Genomic DNA, 21,321 nt, shown 5'->3' with positions numbered 1-21,321 from the left:
GGTCGGCGGTCTGCGGGGCGGCGGCGAGAGTGGATCCGGCTGTGCTCACACTTCACGGTATCCCGGCGGGGGTCTGGACCTTCGCGAAAGGTCAGCCTAGGCTCACCTCACGATGGGCAAGGTGAAGAAGAAGTGCTGCCGGTCGAAGCCGAAGCGGTGCAAGAGCTGCCCCGTCGTCGCGCTCCGGCTGAAGAAGATGGACGCCGAGAACCTCTCGGGCAAGGAGTACGCCCGGGCGCTCAAGACGGCGCGCATCTACTGAGGTCGCAGGCCTGCGCGGGCCCGCCCCCGTCCACGGTGGACGATCGGTGGCCGTCCGCGGACGAGCCCCGCGAGAGCCTCTGAATCGTTCCCTGCTCGGCCGACGCCGGCCGTGGTGATCCCGGCGCACCGCCTCCGGCGCCGATGACCAAGGTCACACAGTGATCCGGACCGCCACGACCCCGTCCGCGGGCGGGTCACCCGGCCCTCCGGGCGAGGACGACCGCGCGGCCGATCTCGTCCAGCACCCGTTCCGGCCGCGTCGCGAGCTCGTGCCAGCCGCACGTCAGCACCGTCCAGCCCGCCCGGGCGAGCACGCCGCGCCGCCACAGCGTGCGCCGGCGCTCCTCCGCCCCCGGCGGGCACGCCCACCCCTCGGACTCCACGGCCACCCGCGCCTGCGGGAAGGCCACGGGCAGCACCACGCCGGCCGCCGGATGGTCCGTGCGCCAACCGATCAGCCGGGCCTCCCGCAGCCGCGCGACCAGGAGCCGGACAGCGGCGGGTCCCGCCCGTTCCGCGCTCGCGGCCAGGGCGGCCCGCGCCGCGGTGGCGCCCGCCGCGCCGATGTTCCGCGTGTGCGCCCGGGCCACCTCCGCGAACCCGACGTGCGCCTGCAGGGCACGGTCCAGGCACGGGCCGCCGGCCGCGCCCAGCTCCACCGCCGCCTCCAGCACGGCGAGCGGCAGCGCGGTGACCGGGACGCCGTGCCGGCTCGTGCGGTCGTCGTCCGCGAGGTCGCGACGGCGGACGGTGACACCCGGCCGGTTCCGCGGCGAGCGGCGGCGTGGCACGGTCACGGCGATCTCGCCGGCGAGGGCCGCGGCGACGCCGTGCCACCAGGCGGCCGCCAGCCCGCTCAGCACCGCGTCGTCGCCCGCCCACAGGACGGCGGCCCGGACCCGCGCCTCGTCGGTCAGCCGGTGGCCGCGGTCGAGGTACACGCGCGGGTGCAGCGGCACCCACTGCCGGCCGGCGAGCCGCCGGTCGATCGCGTCGGCGGACAGCCCCGCCGCCCGCGCCTGCGCCCGCCCGACCACCCCCGCCTGACGCCGGAGGAGGGCGTCGAGCGCGCGGTGTGTGGAGGGCGCGGAGTGCACGGACTGCGCCGACGGGAGAGCAGCGGCGTGCGCAGCAGGGACGGTGGGGAGAGCAGGGGAAGCGGGCAGAGCAGCGGCGGCGGGCAGAGCAGCGGCGGCGGGCAGAGCAGCGGCGGCGGGCAGAGCAGCGGCGGCGGGCAGAGCAGCGGCGGTGGGCGCGAGGGGGCTGAGGTGCGTGATCGGCTCCATGCCCGGTTTCGACGGAAGCCCGCCCGCCCCGGTTCCACCCCACCCGACAATTCGCAGGAGCGAACCATCACGCGCGAGAACCCCGCCCACACCTGCGTTATGGATCCATAACGCGCGAAGACCCTGCCCAGATTCGCGTCATGGAACCATGACGCGCGAGAACCCCGCCCGAACTCGCGTCATGGAACCCATGGCGCGATCCGGAGAAACTTCCGAACGTGTACGGATCCCTACTACCGTCGCGTCGGGTGGAGGAGGGCCTCCAGGTCCCCGACCACCGCGAGGTCGGCGTCCACCCACGCGACGGTCGGCAGCTCCCGCGCCGTCAGCCAGCGGACCGCGAGGTGCTCCAACGCCTTGGGCTCGGGCGAGTCCGGGCGCAGCGTGGCGGCGTACATCCGCAGCACCAGCTCCCCGCCCGACGTGGTCACGGGCAGGTCGGTCCCCACCCGCTCCCCCACGTCGACCTGCGCGGCCAGCTCCTCGGCGCACTCCCGGGTGAGCGCCTCCGGCTCCGACTCGCCCGGTTCGGCCCGCCCGCCGGGCAGCTCCCACCGGCCCCGCAGCTCAGCCGGCCGCGCCCGCTGGGCGGCGAGCAGCGCGCCGTCGCGCACCACGGCCGCCCCGACGACGGCCGGCGCCCCGGCGAGCTCCTCCGCCCGCCGCCGGTAGACCTCACCCCGGGCGGCGAGCATCGCCCGCATCAGCCGGCGCACCAGGATCGCGTCGCCGAGCCGGCCGACCGGCCCGAAGGGCGAGCGCCACCGGATCTCGTCCCGCATCACCGTGCCGCCGGGCCGGTCGGCGAGGGTCGTGGTGTGCACCAGGCCCTTCGCCAGGCCGCCCGCCAGCTCGGACACCATCCCGTCGACGCCCACGGAGCGGATCCGCGAGCGGTACGGCAGCCGGACGCCCGGCGCGAGCCGGGCCTCGAGCACCACCTCGTCGCCCGGGACCAGCAGCCGGACGGGCGCGGAGTAGCGGTGCCCGACCGCGCGCAGCGACTCGTCGGCGGCCTCGCCGTCCCGCACCACGCCGGCCACCAGCCGGCGCGGTGCCGCGATCAGGGTCGAGCAGCTCTCCACGGGCACGAGCCGGGATCGTCCCAGACCGGTCCCGTCCTGGCCGGGCACACCGTCGCGCCACGCCTCACGGCGCGGGCCAGCGCACCTCCATCCGCGCCCCGCCCCACGCCGACACACCCGCGGACACCGCGCCGCCGCGACCGTGCACCAGGGCCGCGACCAGCGCCAACCCGAGCCCGGCGTGCCCGCCGCCGGCCTCCTGGGACAGGCGCGTGAACCGGTCGAACACCCGCACCCGGTCGGCCTCCGGGATGCCCGGGCCGTCGTCGGAGACCACGAGCCGGGTCACCCGCCCGGCCGGCAGCACCTCGATCCGGACCCGGGTCGCCGCGTAGCGCGCGGCGTTGCCGAGCAGGTTGTCGAGCACCAGCGCGACCTCCGCGGGCCCCGCCGCGGCCAGGGCGACCCCCGGCGCGAGCAGCTCGGGCGCCGGTCCGGAGGACACCCGGTCGATCGCCGCCCGGGCCGCCTCGACCACGTCGACGGGTTCGGGGTCGGGCCGCTGTCCGGCGTCGGCGCGGGCCAGCGCGAGCAGATCGGCGAGCAGGCCGGACAGCCGTTGTGCCTCGACGGCGACGTCGCGCAGCGTCTCCTCCGCCAGGGCGGGGTCCGGGTGCGCGACCGCCACCTCGGCCTGCGCGCGGATCGCGGCGACCGGGGAGCGCAGCTCGTGGGCCGCGTCGCCGGTGAACCGTTCGAGCCGGGCGGCGGCCTCGTCGCGGCGGGCGAGCAGCGAGTTCAGCTCCTCGGCGAGGGCGCGCAGCTCGTCGTGCGCCGCGGGGACCGGCAGCCGGCGCCCGGGCGGGAGCGCGGCCGCCGCGGCCCGCATCCGGTCGACCGGACGCAGGGCCGCCCGCGTCGCCACCCAGGCCGCGAGCGCCACGACCGCCGCCGCGAGCAGCCCCGCCACGACGAACCCGACGGCCGCCCGGGCCAGCAGCGTCGCCCCGCCGACGAGGTCGCCCGAGGCGAACACCAGCCGGGTGCTCCCGTCGGGCAGGATCACCGGGTCCGCGACCCAGCGGGTGGCGGCGCCGTCGAGGAACACGTTCTCGGCCCGCCCGGCCGCGAGGTCACGGACATCCCGTGCGGTCATCGGCAGCGGCCCGCGCCCGTCCACCGGCGTGCCCGCGGTGTCGGTGATCCGGATCGACGGCGGGGCGGCCCCGTCGTCGACCGCCGCGCCCGCCTCGAGCCGGGACACGACGACCCCGGCCTGGGTGTGCAGCTCGTTGTCCGCCGCGGCGACCAGCGTGGTGTAGAGCAGGGTCACCCCGAGCCGGCTCAGCGCCAGCAGCGCGACGAGCGCGACCGCGCCGACCACGGTGGTGATCCGGAAGCGCAGCGTGCGGTGCCGCCACCAGCCGCGGACCCACGGCACCCGGGAGCGCGCCAGGCCGCGGACGAACCGGCGCCGGAACACCGCTCAGCCCGATCCGACGAGGTACCCGTGCCCGCGGACGGTGCGCAGCACGTGCCCGGCGCCGACGGCGTCGAGCTTGCGGCGCAGGTACCCCACGTAGACCTCGACGACGTTGCGGCTCGCGGCCTGCTCGTCGCCCCACACCAGGCGGAGCAGCTCGTCCTTGGCGACGGCGGTGTCCGGCCGGCGGGCCAGCGCGTGCAGCAGCTCGAACTCCCGCGGCGACAGCTCGACCGGCGCGTCCTCCCAGGTGACCGACCGCGACGCGGGATCGACGACCAGCCCGCCCAGCCGCACCCGCTGCCCGGAGCGCCCGAGCGCGGCGTCGCGCCGGCGCAGCATCGCCTTGAGCTGCGCCACGAGCACGACGAAGGAGAAGGGCTTGACGAGGTAGCCGTCCGCCCCCAGGTCCAGCCCGTCGGCCTGGTCGATCTCGCCGTCCTTGGCGGACAGCAACAGCACCGGGGTGTCGACCCCGGCGGCGCGCATGCGCTCGAGGACCCGGTAGCCGGAGAGCCCGGGCAGGATGATGTCGAGCACGAGCGCGTCGAAACCGCCGGTCAACGCGGCGCGCAGCGCGGAGTCGCCGTCGCCGACCGCGACGACCTCCATCCCCTCGGCGGTCAGCCCGCGGGTCAGCGCCGTGCGCACCCCGGGCTCGTCGTCCACCACCAGCACCCTGGCCATCGCCGACAACGTACCGCCGGGCGCGCCCCCGGCATCACCGATCGACGCCCGCTCCGCCCGCTCCGCTCAGTCGTTTCTCAGCGGCGGGGTGTCCGGTTGAGACCTCTCTCAGCGCCTGTGCGTCAGGCTTATCGGCATGGCAGTGGGAACGGCGGGACGGCTCTGGGCCCGCATCGGGACGGGTCTGGCGATCGCGGGCGCGGTCGGCTTGGGACTGGTGGCGATGCCCGCCGGCGCGGGCGCGGCGCCGAACCTGCCGCCGGTCTCGCCGGAGGACCTGGTGGCCTCGGTCGAGAAGGCGAACCCCGGGCCGCTCGCCGGCACGGTGGAGCTGGACAACGCGCTCGGCCTCCCCGCCGTCCCCGGCGTGCCGGAGCTCGCGAACGGCACCCGGGAGGCCCGCGTCTGGTCGGACGGCGCGGGCAAGGGCCGCGTCGCGCTGCCGTCGGACCAGGGCGAGAAGACCTTCGTCTCCGACGGGACCACGGCCTGGTCCTACGACTCCACCGACCGCACCGCCACGAAGAAGACGATCACCCCGGGCGAGCACCGGCCCGAGGCCGCCGACCCGACCCGCTCGGCCGCGGACGCGATCGCCCGGCTGCGCACCACCAGCACCGTGAGCGTCGACGGCACCGCCGAGGTGGCGGGCCGCCCGGCCTACGAGCTGGTGCTGGCGCCCACGCCCACCGAGCGGACGCTGCTGCGCGAGGTCCGGATCGCCGTCGACTCGGAGAAGCGGATCCCGTTACGGCTCACCGTCCTGGCCACCGGCTCCGCGGACCCCGCCTTCGAGGTCGGGTTCACCGACATCACCTTCGGCCCGCAGGACGCCTCGCTCTTCACCTTCACCCCGCCGCCGGGCACCACGGTGAAGGACGCGCCGCAGGGCGGGCCCGACCGCGACGAGACCGGCGGGGCGAGGCCGACCGTCGTCGGCGACGGGTGGGACGCCGTCGTGATCGCGAAGCGGCCCGAGCAGGGCCAGGCACCGCAGGGCGGGCCCGACCTGTCGCGCCTCGGCACCCCGGTCAACGGGTCCTGGGGCAGCGGACGGCTGATCACCACCGCGGTCGCCAGTGCGATCGTGACGGACGACGGCCGGCTCGCCGCCGGCGCCGTGCCCGAGCAGGTGCTCACCGAGGCCCTCGCGAAGTGACGACCGTGCCCGTGCGGGAGGCTGCGCGGGTGACCGCCGCCCCCGCCGCCCGGGCCGTCGGCCTGCGGAAGGTCTACGGCCGCACGGTCGCGGTGGCGGGCCTCGATCTCGAGGTCCCCGCCGGCGCCGTCCTCGGCATGCTCGGGCCCAACGGGTCGGGCAAGACCACCCTGATCCGGATGCTGCTCGGGCTGACCCGCCCCACCGCGGGCACCGCCGAACTGCTGGGCCGCCCGCTGCCGGAGGTCGCCGGCGCGCTGCCGCACGTCGGCGCGCTGGTCGAGGGGCCCGGCTTCCACCCGTTCCTCTCCGGGCGGGAGAACCTGCGCCGGATGGCCGCGGCCGAACCGCTGCTCGACGCGGCGGCGATCCCGGAGGCCGTCGGGACCGCGCTGGAACGGGTGGGGCTCGCGCACGCGGCCGACCGCCGGTTCCGCGGCTACTCGCTCGGCATGAAGCAGCGGCTCGGGCTCGCCGGCGCGCTGCTCGTCCCCCGCCGGCTGGTGGTGCTCGACGAGCCGACCAACGGCCTCGACCCGGCCGGCACCCGGGACGTCCGCGCGATCATCGCCGAGCTGCACGCGGCCGGGTCCACCGTGATCGTCTCCTCGCACCTGCTGGCCGAGGTGGAGGCGACCTGTACGCACGTCGCGGTCCTGCAGTCCGGGTCGCTGGTGGCGGCCGGGGAGCTGCGGGGGCTGCTCGACTCGCGGACCGGCGGCCTCGTCGTCGTGACGCCGGACGTCGAGCCGGCGCTGCGCGCGCTGGCCCAGGCCGGTGCGGTCGCGACCCGCGACACCGGCGGCGAGCCCGGCGTGGTCGTCACGGACGGGCCGGAGCCGCCGGAGATCGTCGCGTTGCTGGTGCGCGCGGGCGTGGCGGTGCACGAGGCGCGCCGCCGCCGTCCGCGGCTCGAGGAGCTGTTCGCGCAGCTCACGGAGGGATCATGACGACCGTCCCCGCCGTCCCCGCCGTCGCCCCGGCGGCCGGCGCCGGCAGCCGGGCCACCGCCCCGCTCGGCCGGCTGCTCGCGGCCGAGGTGCGCTGGGTGTTCCGCCGCCCGCGCACGCTGGTCACGCTCGGCCTGTTCGCGCTGGTCCCGGTGCTCATCGCGATCGGGGTCGTGGTCGCCGACCGCAGCGGCGGGGGCGGACTGATCGGGGCGGTCGCGGGCAACGGGCTGGTGCTCCCGGTCGCGGCCCTGACCGTCACCCTGGCGCTGCTGCTGCCGCTCGCCGTGGCCATGGCGGCGGCCGACGCGATCGCGGGCGAGGCGGCCAGCGGCACGCTGCGCGGGCTGCTGCTCGCGCCCGTGAGCCGGCTGCGGCTGGTCGGGGTGAAGGCCTTCGGCGTCCTGGTGGTGGCGCTGGCCGCGGCCCTGGTGATCGCCGTCGTCGGGGTGCTGGCCGGCATGGTCGTGGTCGGCAGCGCGGACGGCGGGATGGTCACGCTGTCCGGGACCACGCTCGGCCTGGGCGCCGGGCTCGCCCGGGTCGCGCTGGTCACGATCTGGGTGGTCGGGCAGCTGGCGGCCGTCGGGGCGGTGGCGCTGGCCGTGTCCTCGCTGACCGAGCACCCGCTCGTGGTGCTGGCGAGCGTGCTCGGCGGGCTGATCGCGTTCGGCGTGCTGGGCGCGATCCCGGCACTGGACTGGCTGCAGCCCTGGCTGCTCACCTCGGGCTGGTCGGCGGGGGCGGACGCGCTGCGGGACCCGATCACGCTCGACGCCATGGGCTCGTCGACGCTGCGCGCGCTCTGCTACGCGGCGATCGGGATCGGCTTCACGATCTGGCGGATGCAGCGCCGGGACGCCTGAGAAGGGATGCCCGACGGGCCCGGCTGCTCCAGGATGGACACCATGGCCGAACTGCTGGACGACGATGCCGTCACCGCCGCGCTGGCCGACCTGCCCGGCTGGGAGCGGGACGGCAACGCGATCGTGCGCACCGCCGAGCTGCCGAGCTTCCCCGAGGCGATCCGGGTGGTCGACCGGGTGGCCGAGGACGCCGAGGAGCGCGACCACCACCCGGACATCGACATCCGCTGGCGCAAGGTCACCTTCCGGCTCTCGACGCACTCCGCCGGCGGGCTCACCGCCAAGGACACCGAGCTGGCGGCGCAGATCTCCGCGCGGATCGAAGCCGCGGGCCGGTAGGCCGGACCGGACGCCGGTTGCCGCGGGCGCGAGCGGTCGCCGGACCGGTGTGCGGCTCGGCGCGCGGAAATTCTCTCGATGGTCGAGACTGTCCGGTATGACCGTTCACGCCCCCCGCCTACGCCCGTCCGCCCTGCTCGCGCTGCTCGGGTTCGTCGCCGCCGTGGCGGTCGTCGCCGTCGTCGGCGGCCTCGCCTCCGCGTCGGCCTCCGAGCAGTACGCCGGCTTCGTCCGCCCGTCCTGGGCCCCGCCGTCGTGGTTGTTCGGTCCGGTGTGGACCGTGCTCTACGCGACGATCGCGGCCTCCGGCTGGGACGTCTGGCGCCGCGCGGGGCTGACCGCGCCCGCGCACGTCGTCTACGCCGTGCAGCTCCTCCTGAACATGGCCTGGACGCCGCTGTTCTTCGCCGCCGGCCTGCCGGGCGTCGCGTTCGCCGAGATCGTCCTGCTGTGGCTGTCGATCGTCGCGACGATCGGGCTGTTCGCCCGGCACAGCCGCGCCGCGGCCTGGCTGCTCGTGCCCTACCTGGGCTGGGTCACCTTCGCGGCCGCCCTGAACTACGCCATCTGGACGCTGTCCTGAACGCGGCTGCTACGGTGGTCCCCATGGCGCGCCGATACTGGTTTAGCGAGCCGGCCCGGGATGGGTCGGCACGCAGCCTGCTGCGCTGACCCATCCCCACGAGAGCCGGTAACCACCTGGGCCGGCTCGGCGGATCTCTCGACCGGGGCCGGTCCGCGAAAGGACCCACCCCGATGTCCCCCCTCGACACGGCCCTCCCGGCCGCGCTGGACCAGCACCGCACGGCCCGGATCAGCCCGCTGCTCTCCCCCGCGCTGCTGCGCGACGAGCTGCCGGCGGACGACCGGGTCGCCGACGTCGTCACCCGTGGCCGGGCCGACGTCGTCGACGTCCTCGACGGCCGCGACGACCGGCTGCTGGTCGTCGTCGGCCCCTGCTCGATCCACGACCCCGACGCCGCGCTCGACTACGCGCACCGGCTCGCGGCCCGGGCGGAGCGGCTCTCCGGGGACCTGGTCGTCGTGATGCGGGCGTACTTCGAGAAGCCCCGCTCGACCGTCGGGTGGAAGGGCCTGATCAACGACCCGGGGCTCGACGGCAGCTTCGACGTCAACCGCGGCCTGCGCACCGCCCGCCGGCTGTTGCTCGACATCACCGCGCTCGGCCTGCCCGTCGGGTGCGAGTTCCTCGACCCGATCACCCCGCAGTTCATCGCCGACACCGTGACCTGGGGAGCCATCGGCGCCCGGACCGCGGCCTCCCAGGTGCACCGGCAGCTGGTCAGCGGGCTGTCGATGCCGGTCGGCATCAAGAACGGCACGGACGGCGACGTCCAGGTCGCCGTCGACGGCATCGGCGCGGCCGCGGCCCCGCACGTGTTCATGGGCATCAACCCGGACGGCCTCGCGGCGCTGGTGCGCACCACCGGCAACCCCGACGCGCACGTCATCCTGCGCGGCGGCGCGGCCGGCCCGAACTACTCCGCCGAGGACGTCGCCGACGCCCGCACCCGGCTCGCGAAGGCCGGCCTGCCGGAGCGCGTGGTCGTCGACGCCAGCCACGGGAACTCGCGCAAGGACCACGTGCGGCAGGCCGAGGTCGTCCGGGAGATCGCGGGCCGGATCGCCGGCGGCGACACCGGGGTGACCGGCCTGATGATGGAGAGCTTCCTGGTGGAGGGGAACCAGTCCCTCGGCGGCGACCTCGTCTACGGGCGGTCCGTCACGGACGAGTGCCTGTCCTGGGACACCACGGCCGACCTGCTCGACGAGCTGGCCGCGGCCGTGCGCGCCCGGCGTTGAGCGGCCGCGGATAGGCCCGGCCGCCCGGTGGTATCCGCCCATCATGGGTGACTACGAACACTCCACCACCGTGGCGGCCGAGCCCGACGCGCTGTTCCGGTACCTGTCCGACGTCCACAACCTCCCCGACTACTTCGCGGCGATGCGCGAGGCCGAGCCGACCGGCAGCGCCGCCACCGGCGACGTCCCCGGCGGCGCCGAGGAGGTGCACGTCGTCGCGGAGGTCGACGGCGAGCGCAAGGAGGGCGAGGCCTGGTTCGACAGCGACCCGGCCCTGCGCTCCCTGCGCTGGGGCTCCGAGGGTCCGAACGCCTACCACGGCGAGCTGTCGGTGAACGCCGCGGCGGAGGGCTCCGAGGTCACGGTCACCCTGCACACCGAGCACGTCGACGGCGACCGCATCCGCTCCGGCCTCGAGCACACCCTCGCCGAGATCAAGCGCAACGTGGAGGGCACGACCAACCCCGGCTGAGCGCATAGCCGGGCCGCGAGCGGGCACCCGGCGGCCTCGACGGCCCGTCCGGGGCCGCGGACCGAGGAGGCGCGATGGCGGACGGGCTCGGTGGGCCGGTCGTGGTGGGGATCGACGGCTCGGACCCGGCCCTCGAGGCCGTCCGGTGGGCGGCCCACGAGGCGGCGGGCCGGGAGGTTCCCCTCCGGATCGTCGAGGCCGTGGCCTGGACGTCGTCCCGCCCGGTGGGCATGTCGGCGCCAGGGCAGGAGCGCCTGCGCGAGATCTGCGAGCGGGTCGGGCGGGAGCATCTGGCGGCCGCCGCCGAGCTCGCCCGCGAGATCGCCCCCGGTGTGGAGATGGAGCGGGAGGTGCTCGTCGGCGGGACCGTCCGGGGCGCGCTGCGGCTCGAGACCCGACGTGCGGGCATGCTCGTGCTGGCGAGCCGCGGCCGGGGCGGCTTCGCCGGGCTGCGGCTGGGGTCCGTCGTCCTCGGGGTCGCGTCCGGCGCGGAGTGCCCGGTGGTGGCCGTGCGGCCCACCTCCGACGCGGACGGACCGGTCGTGCTGGGCGTGGAGGCCGGCGCAGGCCCCGAGCCCGCCGTCGACCTCGCCTTCGAGGAGGCGGCCCGGCGCAAGGCACCGCTGGTGGCCGTGCACGCGTGGATCGACGCGGTCCTCGACCCGTTCCTCACCCCGCACGTCGACTGGCCGGGGGTCCGCGACGAGCAGGACAAGGCCGTCGCGGATCGGCTCGCCGGGTGGACCGGGACCCGTCCGGAGGTCCCGGTGGAGATCGTGGTCGTCCCCGACGCGGCGTCGCGCGAACTGGTGTCCCGGTCGGCGGGCGCAGCCCTCGTGGTCGTCGGGTCCCGCGGGCGCAGCCCGTGGGCGAACGCCCTGCTCGGCTCGGTGAGCCAGGTCGTGCTGCAGCACGCGGAGTGCCCGGTGGCCCTCGTCCCGCCCGTCGCCGACGTCGAGGACGCGCAGCGCTGAACCGGCCCTCAGACGATCCGGCGGTAGTCCAGGCCCTCCGGGCCCGGCCGCCACGACACGATCTTCGTCACCGTGACGACGACCGGCTGGGAGAAGACGGCGAGCCAGTCGTCGAAGCTCTGGTCACCCAGCAGGGCGTGGTACTTCGCCTCGAAGGGCGCCAGGTCGTCGGCGACGTCGTCGTGCCCGACGAGCGTCGCGTCGCCCTCGCCGAGCACGATGTCGGTCCCGCCGGTGGCGCTGTCGAGCGAGAAGGCCACCGCCGGGTTCCGCCGCATCCGCCCGACCTTCGCGGTGTCCGGGCGACTGAACACGACGAGCCGAGGGTCGGCGAAGAGGAACCAGACGGGCGCGGTGTGCGGCCGGGGCGTGCGGTCCATCGTGGTCAGCCACAGGATCGGCTCGCGTGCGAGCCGCGCCGCGGTGACGTCGTCCTGCGGTCCGAGCAGCGGATCGGGCACGCGGCCACTCCAGCAGCAGCGGCCCGGCTCGGCAAGCACCCCGGCCGCGCGCTGCGCCGACCGGCGGAGCGCGACCCGCGGAGTGATCGGCGCAGTGGTCGGCCGGCCTACCCCGGCGGGTTCACCGAGCCTGCGGTCTCCACCACCTCGGCCGCGTCCGACACCGAGTTCGCCGCGCTGGTGGAGGCGGAGTCGTCGCGCCCGAACACCAGCGCCGCGGCGATCGCGACGATGGCCAGGCCGGCCGAAGTCGTCCGTCAGGGGTGAGCCCGCCGGGGCCGCCGCCGCCTAGCGTTCCGGTGTCCGACGGCGAGACGGGAGAGTGGTGCAGCGATGCCGGAACAGACGACCGCGGGGCCGATCGACTTCGTGCTCCTGGAGTTCCCCGACGACGCCGACACGAAGGCCTGCGGCGACATCCTCATGGACCTCGTCCGGCGGGACGTCGTCCGCCTCTACGACCTCCTCCTGATCCGCAAGGCACTCGACGGGTCGTACTCGGGCATCGACCTCACGGACGTGACGTCCGCGGGGGTCGGCGGATTCACGGCGTTCGAGGGGGCGCGGTCCGGCCTCCTGCACGACGACGACGTGCGGGCCGTCGCGGAGATGATGCGGCCGGGCTCGATGGCCGCGCTGCTGCTGTACGAGAACACCTGGGCCGCCCCGTTCGTCGGGGCCGTGCTCGAGGCCGGCGGGGAGCTGGTCGCCAGCCAGCGGATCCCGGCGCCGGACGTGCTCGAGGCCGTGGAACGGCTCGAGGCCGGGCTGCCGGGCTGACGGGAGGACACACCATGCCAGGTCTGTTGCGGGGCATCGCCCGCACCGCGATCGTCGCGGGCACCGCCAGCTCGGTGGCCGGACGGGTGCAGCGCCACCAGGCGCGGAAGTTCGCCGACCGGGACGCCGAGGTCGCCGCCCAGCGCGAGCGGGCCTACGAGGACCAGATGGCCCCGCCGACGCCGTACCCTGCGCCTGCTCCCGCGCCGTACCCGCCCGCGCCCGGCGGCGGGTCGGACGTCATCGCCCAGCTCAAGGATCTCGCCCAGCTCCGCGAGCAGGGCGTGCTCACCGACGAGGAGTTCGCCGCCCAGAAGGCGCGGATCCTGGGCTGACGGTCAGGAGGGCGTCGCCGGGCCGGTGATCAGGTCTCGGGGCTGCCCGGGACCAGCGGGACGAAGCTGACCTCGACCAGGTCCTCGCTGCGCCCGTCGCGGTACCGGACCAGGCTGCCGACCCGGTCGTCGCCGACGGGGCAGACGATCGTGCCGTGGGGGGCGAGCTGGTTCCGCAGCGCGGGCGGGATCTGGCGGGCGGCCATGGCGGTGACGACGATCCCGTCGAAGGGAGCGCGGTCGGGGGCACCGCGCACGCCGTCGCCGGTCCGCACCTCGACGTTCGGGGCGAGCTCGGCCAGGACCTCGCGCGCCCGTTGCGCGAGGTCCGGGTCGCGCTCGATCGACACCACCTCGCCGACGCACCGGGCCAGCACCGCCGCGGCGTAGCCGGACCCGGTGCCGATCTCCAGTACCCGCGCGGTGGGCGGCTGCTGCAGAGCGGCGATGCTGAATGCCACGATGGACGGCGCGGAGATCGTCTGGCCGCGGCCGATGTCCAGCGGGGCGTCGACGTACGCCTCGCCCGCGAGTTCGGGCCGCACGAACCGCTCCCGCGGCACCGCGGCCATGGCCGACAGCACCCGCTCGTCGGCGATGCCCCGCGTGCGGAGCCGGGCGACCATGTCCGCGCGTCCGGTCATGGTCAGCCGGACAACCTGCGGCCGAGCATCTGCTTGGCCTGCTCGGCGCCCTTCCGGCTCTCCCCCTGGGCCCGCCGGAAGAACTCGGCCAGCTCGTCGTCGCCGTCGCGCTCGGCGTCCTGGATGTAGGTCTCCAGCCGCAGCGCGTTGCTGAGGCACTGCTCGGTGAACCAGACGAGGTTGTAGTCCTTGTCCTTGGTGCCGGTGACCTCGCCGCTCTCGGACGTCGTCATGCTCTGCTCACCTCCGGTCGTCCCCGGCGGGCCGGCCGGTCCACGTCGGCACCGCCGTGTTCCCGCGGTACGGCACCCGCACCGCCCTGCGTCCCCGGCGTGCGCCGACGTGGCGCAGTGCGCCCGGGTACCCGCCCGGCGCGCGCCCGAACCTTCCCCGACCGGTGTGGGCCGGGCGTCCTCGTCGGTCCGCGGGCGACGGCCACCGCGACCCGGACCTGACGATCCTCTGACGATTCGCGCCCCGGCACGGGCTGCGCTGGCGCCCCGGTCGCCGGACGGCGTCTGATCGGAGCACCATGTTCCCGATGAGCCCGACGCCGCGCCCCGCCGCACCCGCCGCCCCGCCGCGGCCGGGCGGGCCCGGGCGGGCCGAGGTGCGCGACCGCGTCCTGCTGGTCGACGACGACGGGCGGATCCGCCAGGCCCTGTCGCTCGCCCTGGACGACGAGGGCTTCGCGGTCTCCACCGTGCCGTCGGGCGAGGAGGCGCTGGCCGCACTCGGCCGCGGTCCCGTCGACCTCGTCCTGCTCGACCTGATGCTGCCGGGCACGGACGGCCTGACCGTGTGCCGGCAGCTGCGGGCCCAGGGCGACCTGCCGATCATCATCATCACGGCGCGGTCCGACTCGGCCGACGTCATCGCCGGGCTGGAGGCCGGCGCCGACGACTACGTGACCAAGCCGGTCGTGGCCGGCGAGCTGGCGGCGCGCATCCGGGCCCTGCTGCGCCGCAGGCGACCGGGCACCCAGGCCGCGGAGCTGCGCGTCGGCGACGTCGAGATCAGGCCCGACGAGGGCGTCGTCCGCTGCCACCGGGGATCCGGGCCCACGGAGGTCCACCTGACGCGCACCGAGTTCCGCCTGCTCGTCGAGCTTGCGTCGGCCGAGGGCAGGGTGGTGAGCCGGGAGGACCTGCTGCGCAGGGTGTGGGGCTACGACTACCTCGGCGACACGCGGCTGCTCGACGTGCACGTCCGCCGGCTGCGGCTCAAGATCGAACCCGATCCGGACGACCCCACGCTCGTCCTCACCGTGCGCGGCGCGGGCTACCGGGCCGCCGGTCGGTCCGATGCCGCCGGCTAGCGGCCCGACGGGAGCGCCCCGGCCGTGGGTCCGCGGTCTGCTCCCGCGGCGGTTGCCCCTGCGCTGGCGCGTCGCCGTCGCGTTCGCCGTGGTCTCGCTCGCGATCACCGGGCTGCTCGCCGCGGTGACCTGGCACCTCGCGTCGGGCTTCCTGGTGGCCAAGCGGGAGGAGGGCGCGACGACCCAGGCCGCCGTGGACGCGCGCCTGGTGCAGGACGCGCTGCGGTACCCGTCCCAGTACGGGTCCGGTGACCTGCTCACCGGGCTCGCCGGGGGCGGGGACGGCACCGTCGCGGTGCGCCGCCACGGCACCTGGACCGCCAGTGGTCGTCCCGTCGACCTCGACGCCCTGCCCGCAGAGCTGCTCGCCCTCGCGGGCTCGGGGACCCCGGCGCGCCAGCGCATCCTGGCCGGCGGGATCCCGGTGCTGGCCGTGGCGCTCCCCCTGCCCGACGGGGTGTACGTCGAGCTCGCCGCGCTCACGGAGCTCGACGCCACGCTGCGGTTCCTCAGCGGGGTGCTGGTGGCGGGGGTCGGGGTCAGCGGGCTGCTCGGCCTGGCGCTGGGCGGGTGGGCCGGGCGTCGCGCGCTGCGTCCCCTGGCCGAGCTGCGCGACGCCGCCGCCCGGGTCGCGGCCGGCGATCTCGACGCCCGGCTCCCCCAACAGGTCGACGCCGACCTCGCCCCGCTGGCCGCGACATTCAACCGCACCGCGGAGGACCTGCAGCGCCGGGTGCGCCGGGACGCCCGCTTCGCCGCTGACGTGAGCCACGAGCTGCGCTCCCCGCTGACCACCCTGGTCAATGCGGTCGCCGTGCTGCGTCGCCGCCGCGAGGAGCTCCCGCCGACCGCCCGGCAGGCCGTCGACCTGCTCGACGCGGACGTGCACCGCTTCCGCGCGATGGTCACCGACCTGCTGGAGATCTCCCGCGACGAACGGCTCGACCCCCGGGACCTGGAGGTGTGCGACGTGGTCGACATCGTCACCCACGCCGTCGGTTCGCGCGCCGGCGTCGCCGTCGAGGTCCACGGGACACCGCCGAAGATCGTGGTCGACCGCCGCCGCCTGGACCGGGTCGTCGGCAACCTGCTGGACAACGCCGACCACCACGCCGGCGGCGCCGTCCGGGTCGGGGTGTCCGCCGCGGGCGACGGCGTGCGGATCGAGGTGGACGACGCCGGTCCCGGGATCCCGCCCGACCTGCGCGAGGAGGTCTTCGAGCGGTTCGCCCGCGGGGCCGGGGCCGGCCGTCGGGACGACCACGGCGGGGCCGGCCTGGGCCTGGCCCTCGTCGCCCGCCACGTCCACGCCCACCAGGGCCGGATCCGGGTCGAGGACAGCCCGTCGGGCGGCGCCCGCGTCGTCGTCGAGATCCCCGGACGCTGCCCGTGAGGAGCCCTCGCACCCCTCGCGCGTCGACGCCGGTCGCCGGCGTCGGGCGCGGGCTGACCGCCGCGCTGCTGGCCGCGCTGGCCACGGCGTGCGGGGTGACCACCGAGGACCATCCCGAGCACCTCGCCCCGTCCATGGTGCCGGCGGTGCCGACGCCGACCGTCACGGTGGTACCGGATGCACCGGCGCCCGGTACCACCACGTCGGAGACCACCCCGCCGACCCACGGCCCGACGCGCCCGCGTTGACCGCCCGTTCCGGGAGGCGAACGCCCGGGCGGGCCTTCCGGGACGGTGCATCATCAGCGGCGCACCGGGTACGGCGGCCCGACCCCGACCGCGAAGGAGCGCACGGCCGTGACCTCTGAGGCGCCGACGAACCTGCCGCGTCTCGCCCCCGAGATCGTCCGGCGCCTGCCGAGCGTGCTCGAGGAGGTCGCCGAGCAGCTCGGCGAGCAGCATCCCGGCTACGCGACCTTCGTCGACTCCGAGTTCCCGAACATCCTCGCGGGGGCGGAGGCCTTCATCGAGCGCCTGTTCTCGGTCGCCGCACGCGGCCACCAGGGCCGGCCCGAGTTCGTCACCGACGCCGAGCGGGCGCTCTTCGAGACCATCGGGCGCGCGCACTACCACCAGCACCAGGACGTGGACGCCCTGTTGGCCGCCTACCGCATCGGGGCCGCCGTCGTGTGGCGCCACGTCGCCGACGTCGCGCTGCTGCACCGACTGCCGTCGGCCCGGTTCGCCGGGCTGGCCTCGGCCGTGTTCGCCGCCGTCGAGGAGTTGTCCGCGGCGAGCCGGCAGGGCTACCTCGACGCCGAACGGGAGCGGCGGCACAGCATCGGGCGGCACCGGCACGAGCTCGTCGAGCTGCTGCTCTCGGACCGGCCGAGCCCCGCGGCGGTGGACGCAGTGGCCGAACGCGCCGACTGGCCCCTGCCGGAACGGGCGGCCGTCGTGCTCCTCGAGCCCGATCCGGGGGCGGGCGAGCGGCCGGCGCCGGTCGAGGGCGACGTCCTGGTGGGAGAGGGGGCGCTGGTCGTGCCCGAGCCCGATCGGCCGGGGAGACCCGAGCACCTGCACCGGGCCTTCCGGGGACGGTCCGCCGTGATCGGGCCGAGCGTCCCGGTCGACCAGGTGCACCACAGCCTCGAGCTCGCCCGGCTCGCGGCGCGGCTGCGGGACGAGGGCGTGCTGAGCGGCGACCCGCTCGTCGTCGACGATCATCTCGACGCCCTCATCGTGCACCGTGACGAGCACCTGCTCGAGGCCCTGCGGGTCCGGCTCCTCGCGCCGGTGCTCGAGCTCCCGGGCTCCAGCGCCGAACGGCTGGTGGAGACCCTCGCCAGCTGGCTGCTCCACCTGGGCAACGGCAAGGCCGTGGCCGAGGACCTGCACGTCCACCCGCAGACCGTGCGGTACCGCCTGGGGCGGCTGCGGGAGCTGATGGACCTCGACGCCCCCCGCAGGCGGGCCGCCCTGCTGCTCGCGCTGGGCTGGCCGCGCGCGGAGAAGCCGGCGGCGACGGACGACCGAGCTGCCCGGGGCGACGAGGGCCGCTGACGGGAGCGGACGGCCGCGAGGTGGTCAGGCCTCGTGGACGCGGGCGTGCGACCGGCCGGCCCGGTCACCGCCCGCTCCCCCGCCGCGGTCGTCCTCCCGGCCGCCCTCGTGGCCGTGGCCGCCCGCGTCGTCGGTGAGCAGCGGCGACCGGGCCAGCAGGAGCGTGCCGCCGACCAGGAGCAGCGCCCCGCCGCCGGCGAGCGCGAACCAGGGCCCCCCGCGGACCTGTTCTCCGAACACCACGACGCCCCAGGCCGTCGCCACCAGTGGGTTGGCCAGCGTCATGCCCGGCTGGGACGCGACGAGGTTCCCGGCGCGCAGGGCGTTCTGCAGCATGAAGAACCCCGACGGACCGACGACCACGACCGCCCACGTCTGCCACGCCGTCAGCACGCCGTGCAGGCCGAACCGGTACTCCGCACCCACCGCCGCGACCAGCACCGCGACGTACCCGAAGAGGATGCCGGTCGCGATCCCGAACGCCGCCGCCCGCCGCGGGCCCTCGGCCCGCAGCCCGAGGAACACCACGGCGCCCGCGAGACCCAGGGTCGCGCCGGACCCCACGGCCCACTGCCAGCCCGGCACCGCCACCGGGTCACCGCCGTGCGGGGCCAGGGCGAACACCACCGCGGCCAGCCCCACCGCGAGCGCCCCGATCGACCACCAGTCCCGACCGGCCGGGCGCAGGTGGAAGGCCAGGGCGGCCAGGAGGATGGTGAACGGCAGCTCGGCGACCAGCAGCGGCTGCACGACCGCGACCCGGCCGAGCGTGAGGGCCACGGCCTGCGCGCCGAAACCCGCCAGGACCGAGGTGATCCCGCCGATCCAGGCCGGGCGGCGGGCCAGGTCGAGCAGCATCCGGACGGAGAACTCGCGGTCCGCGGGCTCGTCGCGGGCCGCGCGCCGCTGCAGGACGGAGGCCGCCGCGTTGAGTGCGGCGGCGAGCAGGGCGAGACCGATGGCTGTCACGAGCTTCCTCCTGTCCGGGTGGCCCCGTCGCGGGCCGGCGCCCCCGCCTGCTCGGACCCGTCGCCGGTGTCGTCGCCACCGGCCCGTCCGGGCCGGTCCCCGTCCCCGGGTTCGTCGGCCGGAGCGGGATGCCCCAGGAGGACGGGCACGGTGTGCCGCAGGACGGCGGCGACCGGGACGGCCACCACCGCCCCCACGATCCCGCCGAGGATCGATCCCACGGCCAGGGCCAGACCGATGAGCAGCGGGTGCAGCCGCACGTAGCGGCCGACGATCAGCGGCTGGAGCACGTGTCCCTCGAGCTGGTCCTCCGCGATCAGGACCACGAACAGGATCAGTCCCGCCACCCAGCCCTTGACGGCCAGCGTGACGAGCACCGCGATCCCGCCGGCGACCAGCGCGCCGGCGATCGGGACGAAGCTTCCCAGGAACACCAGCACGGCCAGCGGCAACGCCAGGGGCACCCCGAGCAGGTACAGAACCAGGCCGATCACGGTCCCGTGGATCGTCGCGATCACCGCGGTGCCGTGCACGTAGGCGGTGACCACTTCCCAGGCGGCCCGGCCGGCCCGGTCCATCCGCTGCCGCGCCACGTCGCGGAAGGGCAGCAGCACGCCGCGCCACACGCGTTCGCCGTCGTAGAGGAAGAAGAAGGTGACGAACAGCGTCAGGAGGATCATCGTCCCCGCGTCGACCAGCACCCCCGCGCCGGTCTGCACCGCGTTGAGGGCCTGGTCGCGGTGGGCCTGCAGCCAGTCGACGATCGCGGTCTGCAGCCGGTCGAGCCGCAGGTCGGCCATCCCGAGCCGGGCGAGCAGCGGGCGCATCCCCTGCACCGTGCCCACGAGGTCGTCGACCAGCGTCGACAGCTGGGCCGCCACCCGCTGCTGCACGAGGAAGCCGACCCCGCCCAGCACGGCGACGGTCGCGAGCAGCGTGAGGAGCGCGGCCAGCGGCCCGGGGACGTGCCACCGCGCCAGCCGCCGGGTCAGCGGCCGCAGCAACGAGGCCAGGAGCACGGCGGCGACGACCGGCACCACGACCAGCCACACCAGCGCGAGGACGCGCACCAGCGCGTAGGCCGCGACCCCCACCGCGAGCAGCCGCCACGCCCATCCGCCCGCGAGCACCAGCAGTCGCGGAAGCTCGGCCGGCGGCCGCGGCCCCCACCGGTTGCGTGCCTCGACGCCCATCTCCTGGTGTCCTTCCGCGTCCGCGTTCCCTGCCCGCTCCGGTCCGTCCCTGCTCACGCGACGCGGTACTGCTCCAGGTCGGCGTCCTTCGGCTCGAGCCCGAGCCCGGCCCGCGACCGGTCCGGTCGCAGCACCCCGCCGGCCTCGGGTTCGAGCACGCCGTCGAAGGCGAGGCGCTCGATCCGCTCGTGGTCGTGGAAGTACTCGAGGTGGCGCAGGTGCCAGACGGCGGTGCCGGCGTGCGCGGAGGCCTGCGGTGCACAGTGCAGCGACAGGTCCAGGCTGCGGGCGTCGCACAGGGCGGCGACCCGCAGCAGGGCGCTGAAGCCGCCGCACCGGGTGACGTCGGCCTGCAGGCAGTCCACCGCGCCGGCGGCGAGCATGTGGTGGAAGTAGGGCAGGTCGTAGCCGTACTCCCCCGCCGCGACGTCCATCCCGCCGGGACCGCGGTCGCGGAGCAGGCGCAGCCCCTCGAGGTCGTCGGAGCTGACCGGCTCCTCCAGCCACCGCACGTCGTGGTCGGCGAACCGGTGCGCCCACTCCAGGGCCTGCTTGCGGCTCCAGGCCCCGTTGGCGTCGACGAACAGCTCGACGTCGTCGCCGATCGCCCGGCGCGCCGCCCGCACCCGGTCCGGGTCCTCGTCCGGGCGGCGCCCGACCTTCATCTTGACCCGCGGGATGCCGGCCTTCACCCACCCGCACAGCTGCTCCGCGAGCTGACGGTCGTCGTAGGAGGTGAACCCGCCGCTGCCGTAGATCGGCGTGGCCTCGTGGACCGCGCCGAGCACGGTCGCGAGCGGCAGGTCCCGCAGCCGGGCGTGCAGGTCCCACAACGCGATGTCGACCGCCGAGATCGCCTCGGCGACCAGCCCGGGACGGCCGAGGTTGCGGACCGCGTGCTGCATCGCCGCCCAGGACGCGGCCGGGGTGGCGGCGTCCCGGCCGCGCACCAGCCCCGCGAGCTTGCCGGTGACCACCTGCGCCGCGGCCGGCCCGGCGTAGGTGTAGCCGATCCCGGTGCGTCCGCCGCCGTGGGCGCGCACGAGGACGAGGGTGGTGGAGTCCCAGCTCAGCGTGCCGTCGGACTCCGGGCTGTCGGTGGGAATGGCGTAGGCGGCGGCCTCGAGCTGCTCGACGACCGGCGCCCGTTCCTCCGTGGTGGTCACGGGTTCGGCCTACCCCCGGCCCCCGGGCCCGAGGGCCTCGGAGCCGTTTCGTCAGGCAATCGCAGGGTGGCATCCCGGGCCCCGCACCGGTGGTCCGGGTAGCCGTGGAACAGGGGGCTCCGGCGGACCCGTTCCGGGGCCACCGCAGAACCCGTGACGGGACCGCGACGA

General features: G+C 76.1%; 25 protein-coding genes. 15 read left to right on the top strand and 10 right to left on the bottom strand.

The window, feature by feature from the left end; translation table 11 throughout:
• Positions 1-112 precede the first annotated feature (112 nt).
• Positions 113-262, top strand: coding sequence for a hypothetical protein (locus ACFQH9_RS12405; RefSeq protein WP_379566157.1), 150 nt, complete (start codon positions 113-115; stop codon positions 260-262).
• A 196-nt stretch (positions 263-458) separates the two neighbouring features.
• Here the strand turns inward: ACFQH9_RS12405 and ACFQH9_RS12400 are convergent, their stop codons facing one another.
• From ACFQH9_RS12400 to ACFQH9_RS12385, 4 genes are all read right to left on the bottom strand, one after another.
• A complete protein-coding gene (locus tag ACFQH9_RS12400; protein ID WP_379566156.1) occupies positions 459-1,550 on the bottom strand; it encodes a hypothetical protein in 1,092 nt (363 codons plus the stop codon).
• A 233-nt stretch (positions 1,551-1,783) separates the two neighbouring features.
• A complete protein-coding gene (locus ACFQH9_RS12395; protein WP_379566155.1) occupies positions 1,784-2,641 on the bottom strand; it encodes an NUDIX domain-containing protein in 858 nt (285 codons plus the stop codon).
• Positions 2,642-2,699: 58 nt separating this feature from the next.
• Positions 2,700-4,058, bottom strand: coding sequence for a sensor histidine kinase (locus tag ACFQH9_RS12390; RefSeq protein WP_379566154.1), 1,359 nt, complete (start codon positions 4,056-4,058; stop codon positions 2,700-2,702).
• A gap of 3 nt (positions 4,059-4,061) precedes the next feature.
• Positions 4,062-4,745 (bottom strand): response regulator transcription factor, encoded by a 684-nt coding sequence (locus ACFQH9_RS12385; protein WP_379566153.1) that lies wholly within the window; start codon positions 4,743-4,745, stop codon positions 4,062-4,064.
• Positions 4,746-4,881: 136 nt separating this feature from the next.
• Here ACFQH9_RS12385 and ACFQH9_RS12380 point away from each other — a divergent pair, with 136 nt between their 5' ends.
• The 8 genes from ACFQH9_RS12380 to ACFQH9_RS12345 all read left to right on the top strand — a co-directional run bounded on the left by ACFQH9_RS12380 (position 4,882) and on the right by ACFQH9_RS12345 (position 11,329).
• On the top strand, positions 4,882-5,904 hold the full coding sequence (locus ACFQH9_RS12380; protein WP_379566152.1) for a LolA family protein: 1,023 nt from the start codon (positions 4,882-4,884) through the stop codon (positions 5,902-5,904).
• A 29-nt stretch (positions 5,905-5,933) separates the two neighbouring features.
• On the top strand, positions 5,934-6,854 hold the full coding sequence (locus ACFQH9_RS12375; RefSeq protein ID WP_379566151.1) for an ABC transporter ATP-binding protein: 921 nt from the start codon (positions 5,934-5,936) through the stop codon (positions 6,852-6,854).
• Complete coding sequence (locus tag ACFQH9_RS12370; protein WP_379566150.1) at positions 6,851-7,720, top strand: ABC transporter permease; 870 nt, start codon at positions 6,851-6,853, stop codon at positions 7,718-7,720. Before ACFQH9_RS12375 ends, ACFQH9_RS12370 begins: the two co-directional genes overlap by 4 nt.
• 42 nt (positions 7,721-7,762) lie before the next feature.
• Positions 7,763-8,059, top strand: a complete 297-nt coding sequence (locus ACFQH9_RS12365; RefSeq protein ID WP_379566149.1) for a 4a-hydroxytetrahydrobiopterin dehydratase — start codon at positions 7,763-7,765, stop codon at positions 8,057-8,059.
• A gap of 97 nt (positions 8,060-8,156) precedes the next feature.
• On the top strand, positions 8,157-8,642 hold the full coding sequence (locus tag ACFQH9_RS12360; RefSeq protein WP_379566148.1) for a TspO/MBR family protein: 486 nt from the start codon (positions 8,157-8,159) through the stop codon (positions 8,640-8,642).
• 173 nt (positions 8,643-8,815) lie between these two features.
• Positions 8,816-9,883 carry a 3-deoxy-7-phosphoheptulonate synthase gene (locus ACFQH9_RS12355; RefSeq protein ID WP_379566147.1) on the top strand — a complete coding sequence of 356 codons (1,068 nt, stop codon included), beginning with the start codon at positions 8,816-8,818 and terminating at the stop codon, positions 9,881-9,883.
• A gap of 43 nt (positions 9,884-9,926) precedes the next feature.
• Positions 9,927-10,355 (top strand): SRPBCC family protein, encoded by a 429-nt coding sequence (locus ACFQH9_RS12350; protein ID WP_379566145.1) that lies wholly within the window; start codon positions 9,927-9,929, stop codon positions 10,353-10,355.
• A gap of 74 nt (positions 10,356-10,429) precedes the next feature.
• Positions 10,430-11,329 carry a universal stress protein gene (locus ACFQH9_RS12345; RefSeq protein ID WP_379566144.1) on the top strand — a complete coding sequence of 300 codons (900 nt, stop codon included), beginning with the start codon at positions 10,430-10,432 and terminating at the stop codon, positions 11,327-11,329.
• An 8-nt stretch (positions 11,330-11,337) separates the two neighbouring features.
• Here ACFQH9_RS12345 and ACFQH9_RS12340 read toward each other — a convergent pair whose 3' ends face one another.
• The gene (locus ACFQH9_RS12340) at positions 11,338-11,790 is read right to left on the bottom strand and encodes a pyridoxamine 5'-phosphate oxidase family protein (RefSeq protein WP_379566143.1); all 453 of its coding nucleotides are present in this window, start codon (positions 11,788-11,790) and stop codon (positions 11,338-11,340) included.
• Positions 11,791-12,123: 333 nt separating this feature from the next.
• Here ACFQH9_RS12340 and ACFQH9_RS12335 point away from each other — a divergent pair, with 333 nt between their 5' ends.
• A complete protein-coding gene (locus tag ACFQH9_RS12335; RefSeq protein WP_379566142.1) occupies positions 12,124-12,570 on the top strand; it encodes a DUF6325 family protein in 447 nt (148 codons plus the stop codon).
• A gap of 14 nt (positions 12,571-12,584) precedes the next feature.
• A complete protein-coding gene (locus ACFQH9_RS12330) occupies positions 12,585-12,905 on the top strand; it encodes an SHOCT domain-containing protein (protein WP_379566141.1) in 321 nt (106 codons plus the stop codon).
• A 29-nt stretch (positions 12,906-12,934) separates the two neighbouring features.
• Here ACFQH9_RS12330 and ACFQH9_RS12325 read toward each other — a convergent pair whose 3' ends face one another.
• Together ACFQH9_RS12325 and ACFQH9_RS12320 are read right to left on the bottom strand one after the other, a co-directional pair.
• Positions 12,935-13,549 carry a protein-L-isoaspartate(D-aspartate) O-methyltransferase gene (locus ACFQH9_RS12325; RefSeq protein WP_379566140.1) on the bottom strand — a complete coding sequence of 205 codons (615 nt, stop codon included), beginning with the start codon at positions 13,547-13,549 and terminating at the stop codon, positions 12,935-12,937.
• 2 nt (positions 13,550-13,551) lie between these two features.
• A complete protein-coding gene (locus ACFQH9_RS12320; protein ID WP_379566139.1) occupies positions 13,552-13,782 on the bottom strand; it encodes a hypothetical protein in 231 nt (76 codons plus the stop codon).
• A 308-nt stretch (positions 13,783-14,090) separates the two neighbouring features.
• Here ACFQH9_RS12320 and ACFQH9_RS12315 point away from each other — a divergent pair, with 308 nt between their 5' ends.
• The 4 genes from ACFQH9_RS12315 to ACFQH9_RS12300 all read left to right on the top strand — a co-directional run bounded on the left by ACFQH9_RS12315 (position 14,091) and on the right by ACFQH9_RS12300 (position 17,822).
• On the top strand, positions 14,091-14,867 hold the full coding sequence (locus ACFQH9_RS12315; protein WP_379566138.1) for a response regulator: 777 nt from the start codon (positions 14,091-14,093) through the stop codon (positions 14,865-14,867).
• A gap of 52 nt (positions 14,868-14,919) precedes the next feature.
• Entirely contained in the window at positions 14,920-16,260 is a 1,341-nt protein-coding gene (locus ACFQH9_RS12310) for a HAMP domain-containing sensor histidine kinase (RefSeq protein WP_379566137.1), read from the top strand.
• Entirely contained in the window at positions 16,257-16,508 is a 252-nt protein-coding gene (locus tag ACFQH9_RS12305) for a hypothetical protein (protein WP_379566136.1), read from the top strand. The genes ACFQH9_RS12310 and ACFQH9_RS12305 overlap by 4 nt, the downstream gene beginning before the upstream one ends.
• Before the next feature lie 108 nt (positions 16,509-16,616).
• Positions 16,617-17,822: a PucR family transcriptional regulator gene (locus ACFQH9_RS12300; protein WP_379566135.1), complete on the top strand. Its 1,206-nt coding sequence runs from the start codon at positions 16,617-16,619 to the stop codon at positions 17,820-17,822.
• Positions 17,823-17,846: 24 nt separating this feature from the next.
• Here the strand turns inward: ACFQH9_RS12300 and ACFQH9_RS12295 are convergent, their stop codons facing one another.
• The 3 genes from ACFQH9_RS12295 to ACFQH9_RS12285 are packed head-to-tail and all read right to left on the bottom strand — an operon-like array spanning position 17,847 to position 21,150.
• Complete coding sequence (locus ACFQH9_RS12295; protein ID WP_379566134.1) at positions 17,847-18,791, bottom strand: DMT family transporter; 945 nt, start codon at positions 18,789-18,791, stop codon at positions 17,847-17,849.
• Positions 18,788-19,984 (bottom strand): AI-2E family transporter, encoded by a 1,197-nt coding sequence (locus ACFQH9_RS12290; protein ID WP_379566133.1) that lies wholly within the window; start codon positions 19,982-19,984, stop codon positions 18,788-18,790. The genes ACFQH9_RS12295 and ACFQH9_RS12290 overlap by 4 nt, the downstream gene beginning before the upstream one ends.
• A gap of 53 nt (positions 19,985-20,037) precedes the next feature.
• Complete coding sequence (locus ACFQH9_RS12285) at positions 20,038-21,150, bottom strand: enolase C-terminal domain-like protein (RefSeq protein WP_379566132.1); 1,113 nt, start codon at positions 21,148-21,150, stop codon at positions 20,038-20,040.
• Positions 21,151-21,321 lie beyond the last annotated feature (171 nt).

This window comes from Pseudonocardia lutea, assembly GCF_042658055.1.
Lineage (GTDB): Bacteria > Actinomycetota > Actinomycetes > Mycobacteriales > Pseudonocardiaceae > Pseudonocardia > Pseudonocardia lutea.
This window is presented reverse-complemented; position numbering and strand designations above follow the sequence as displayed.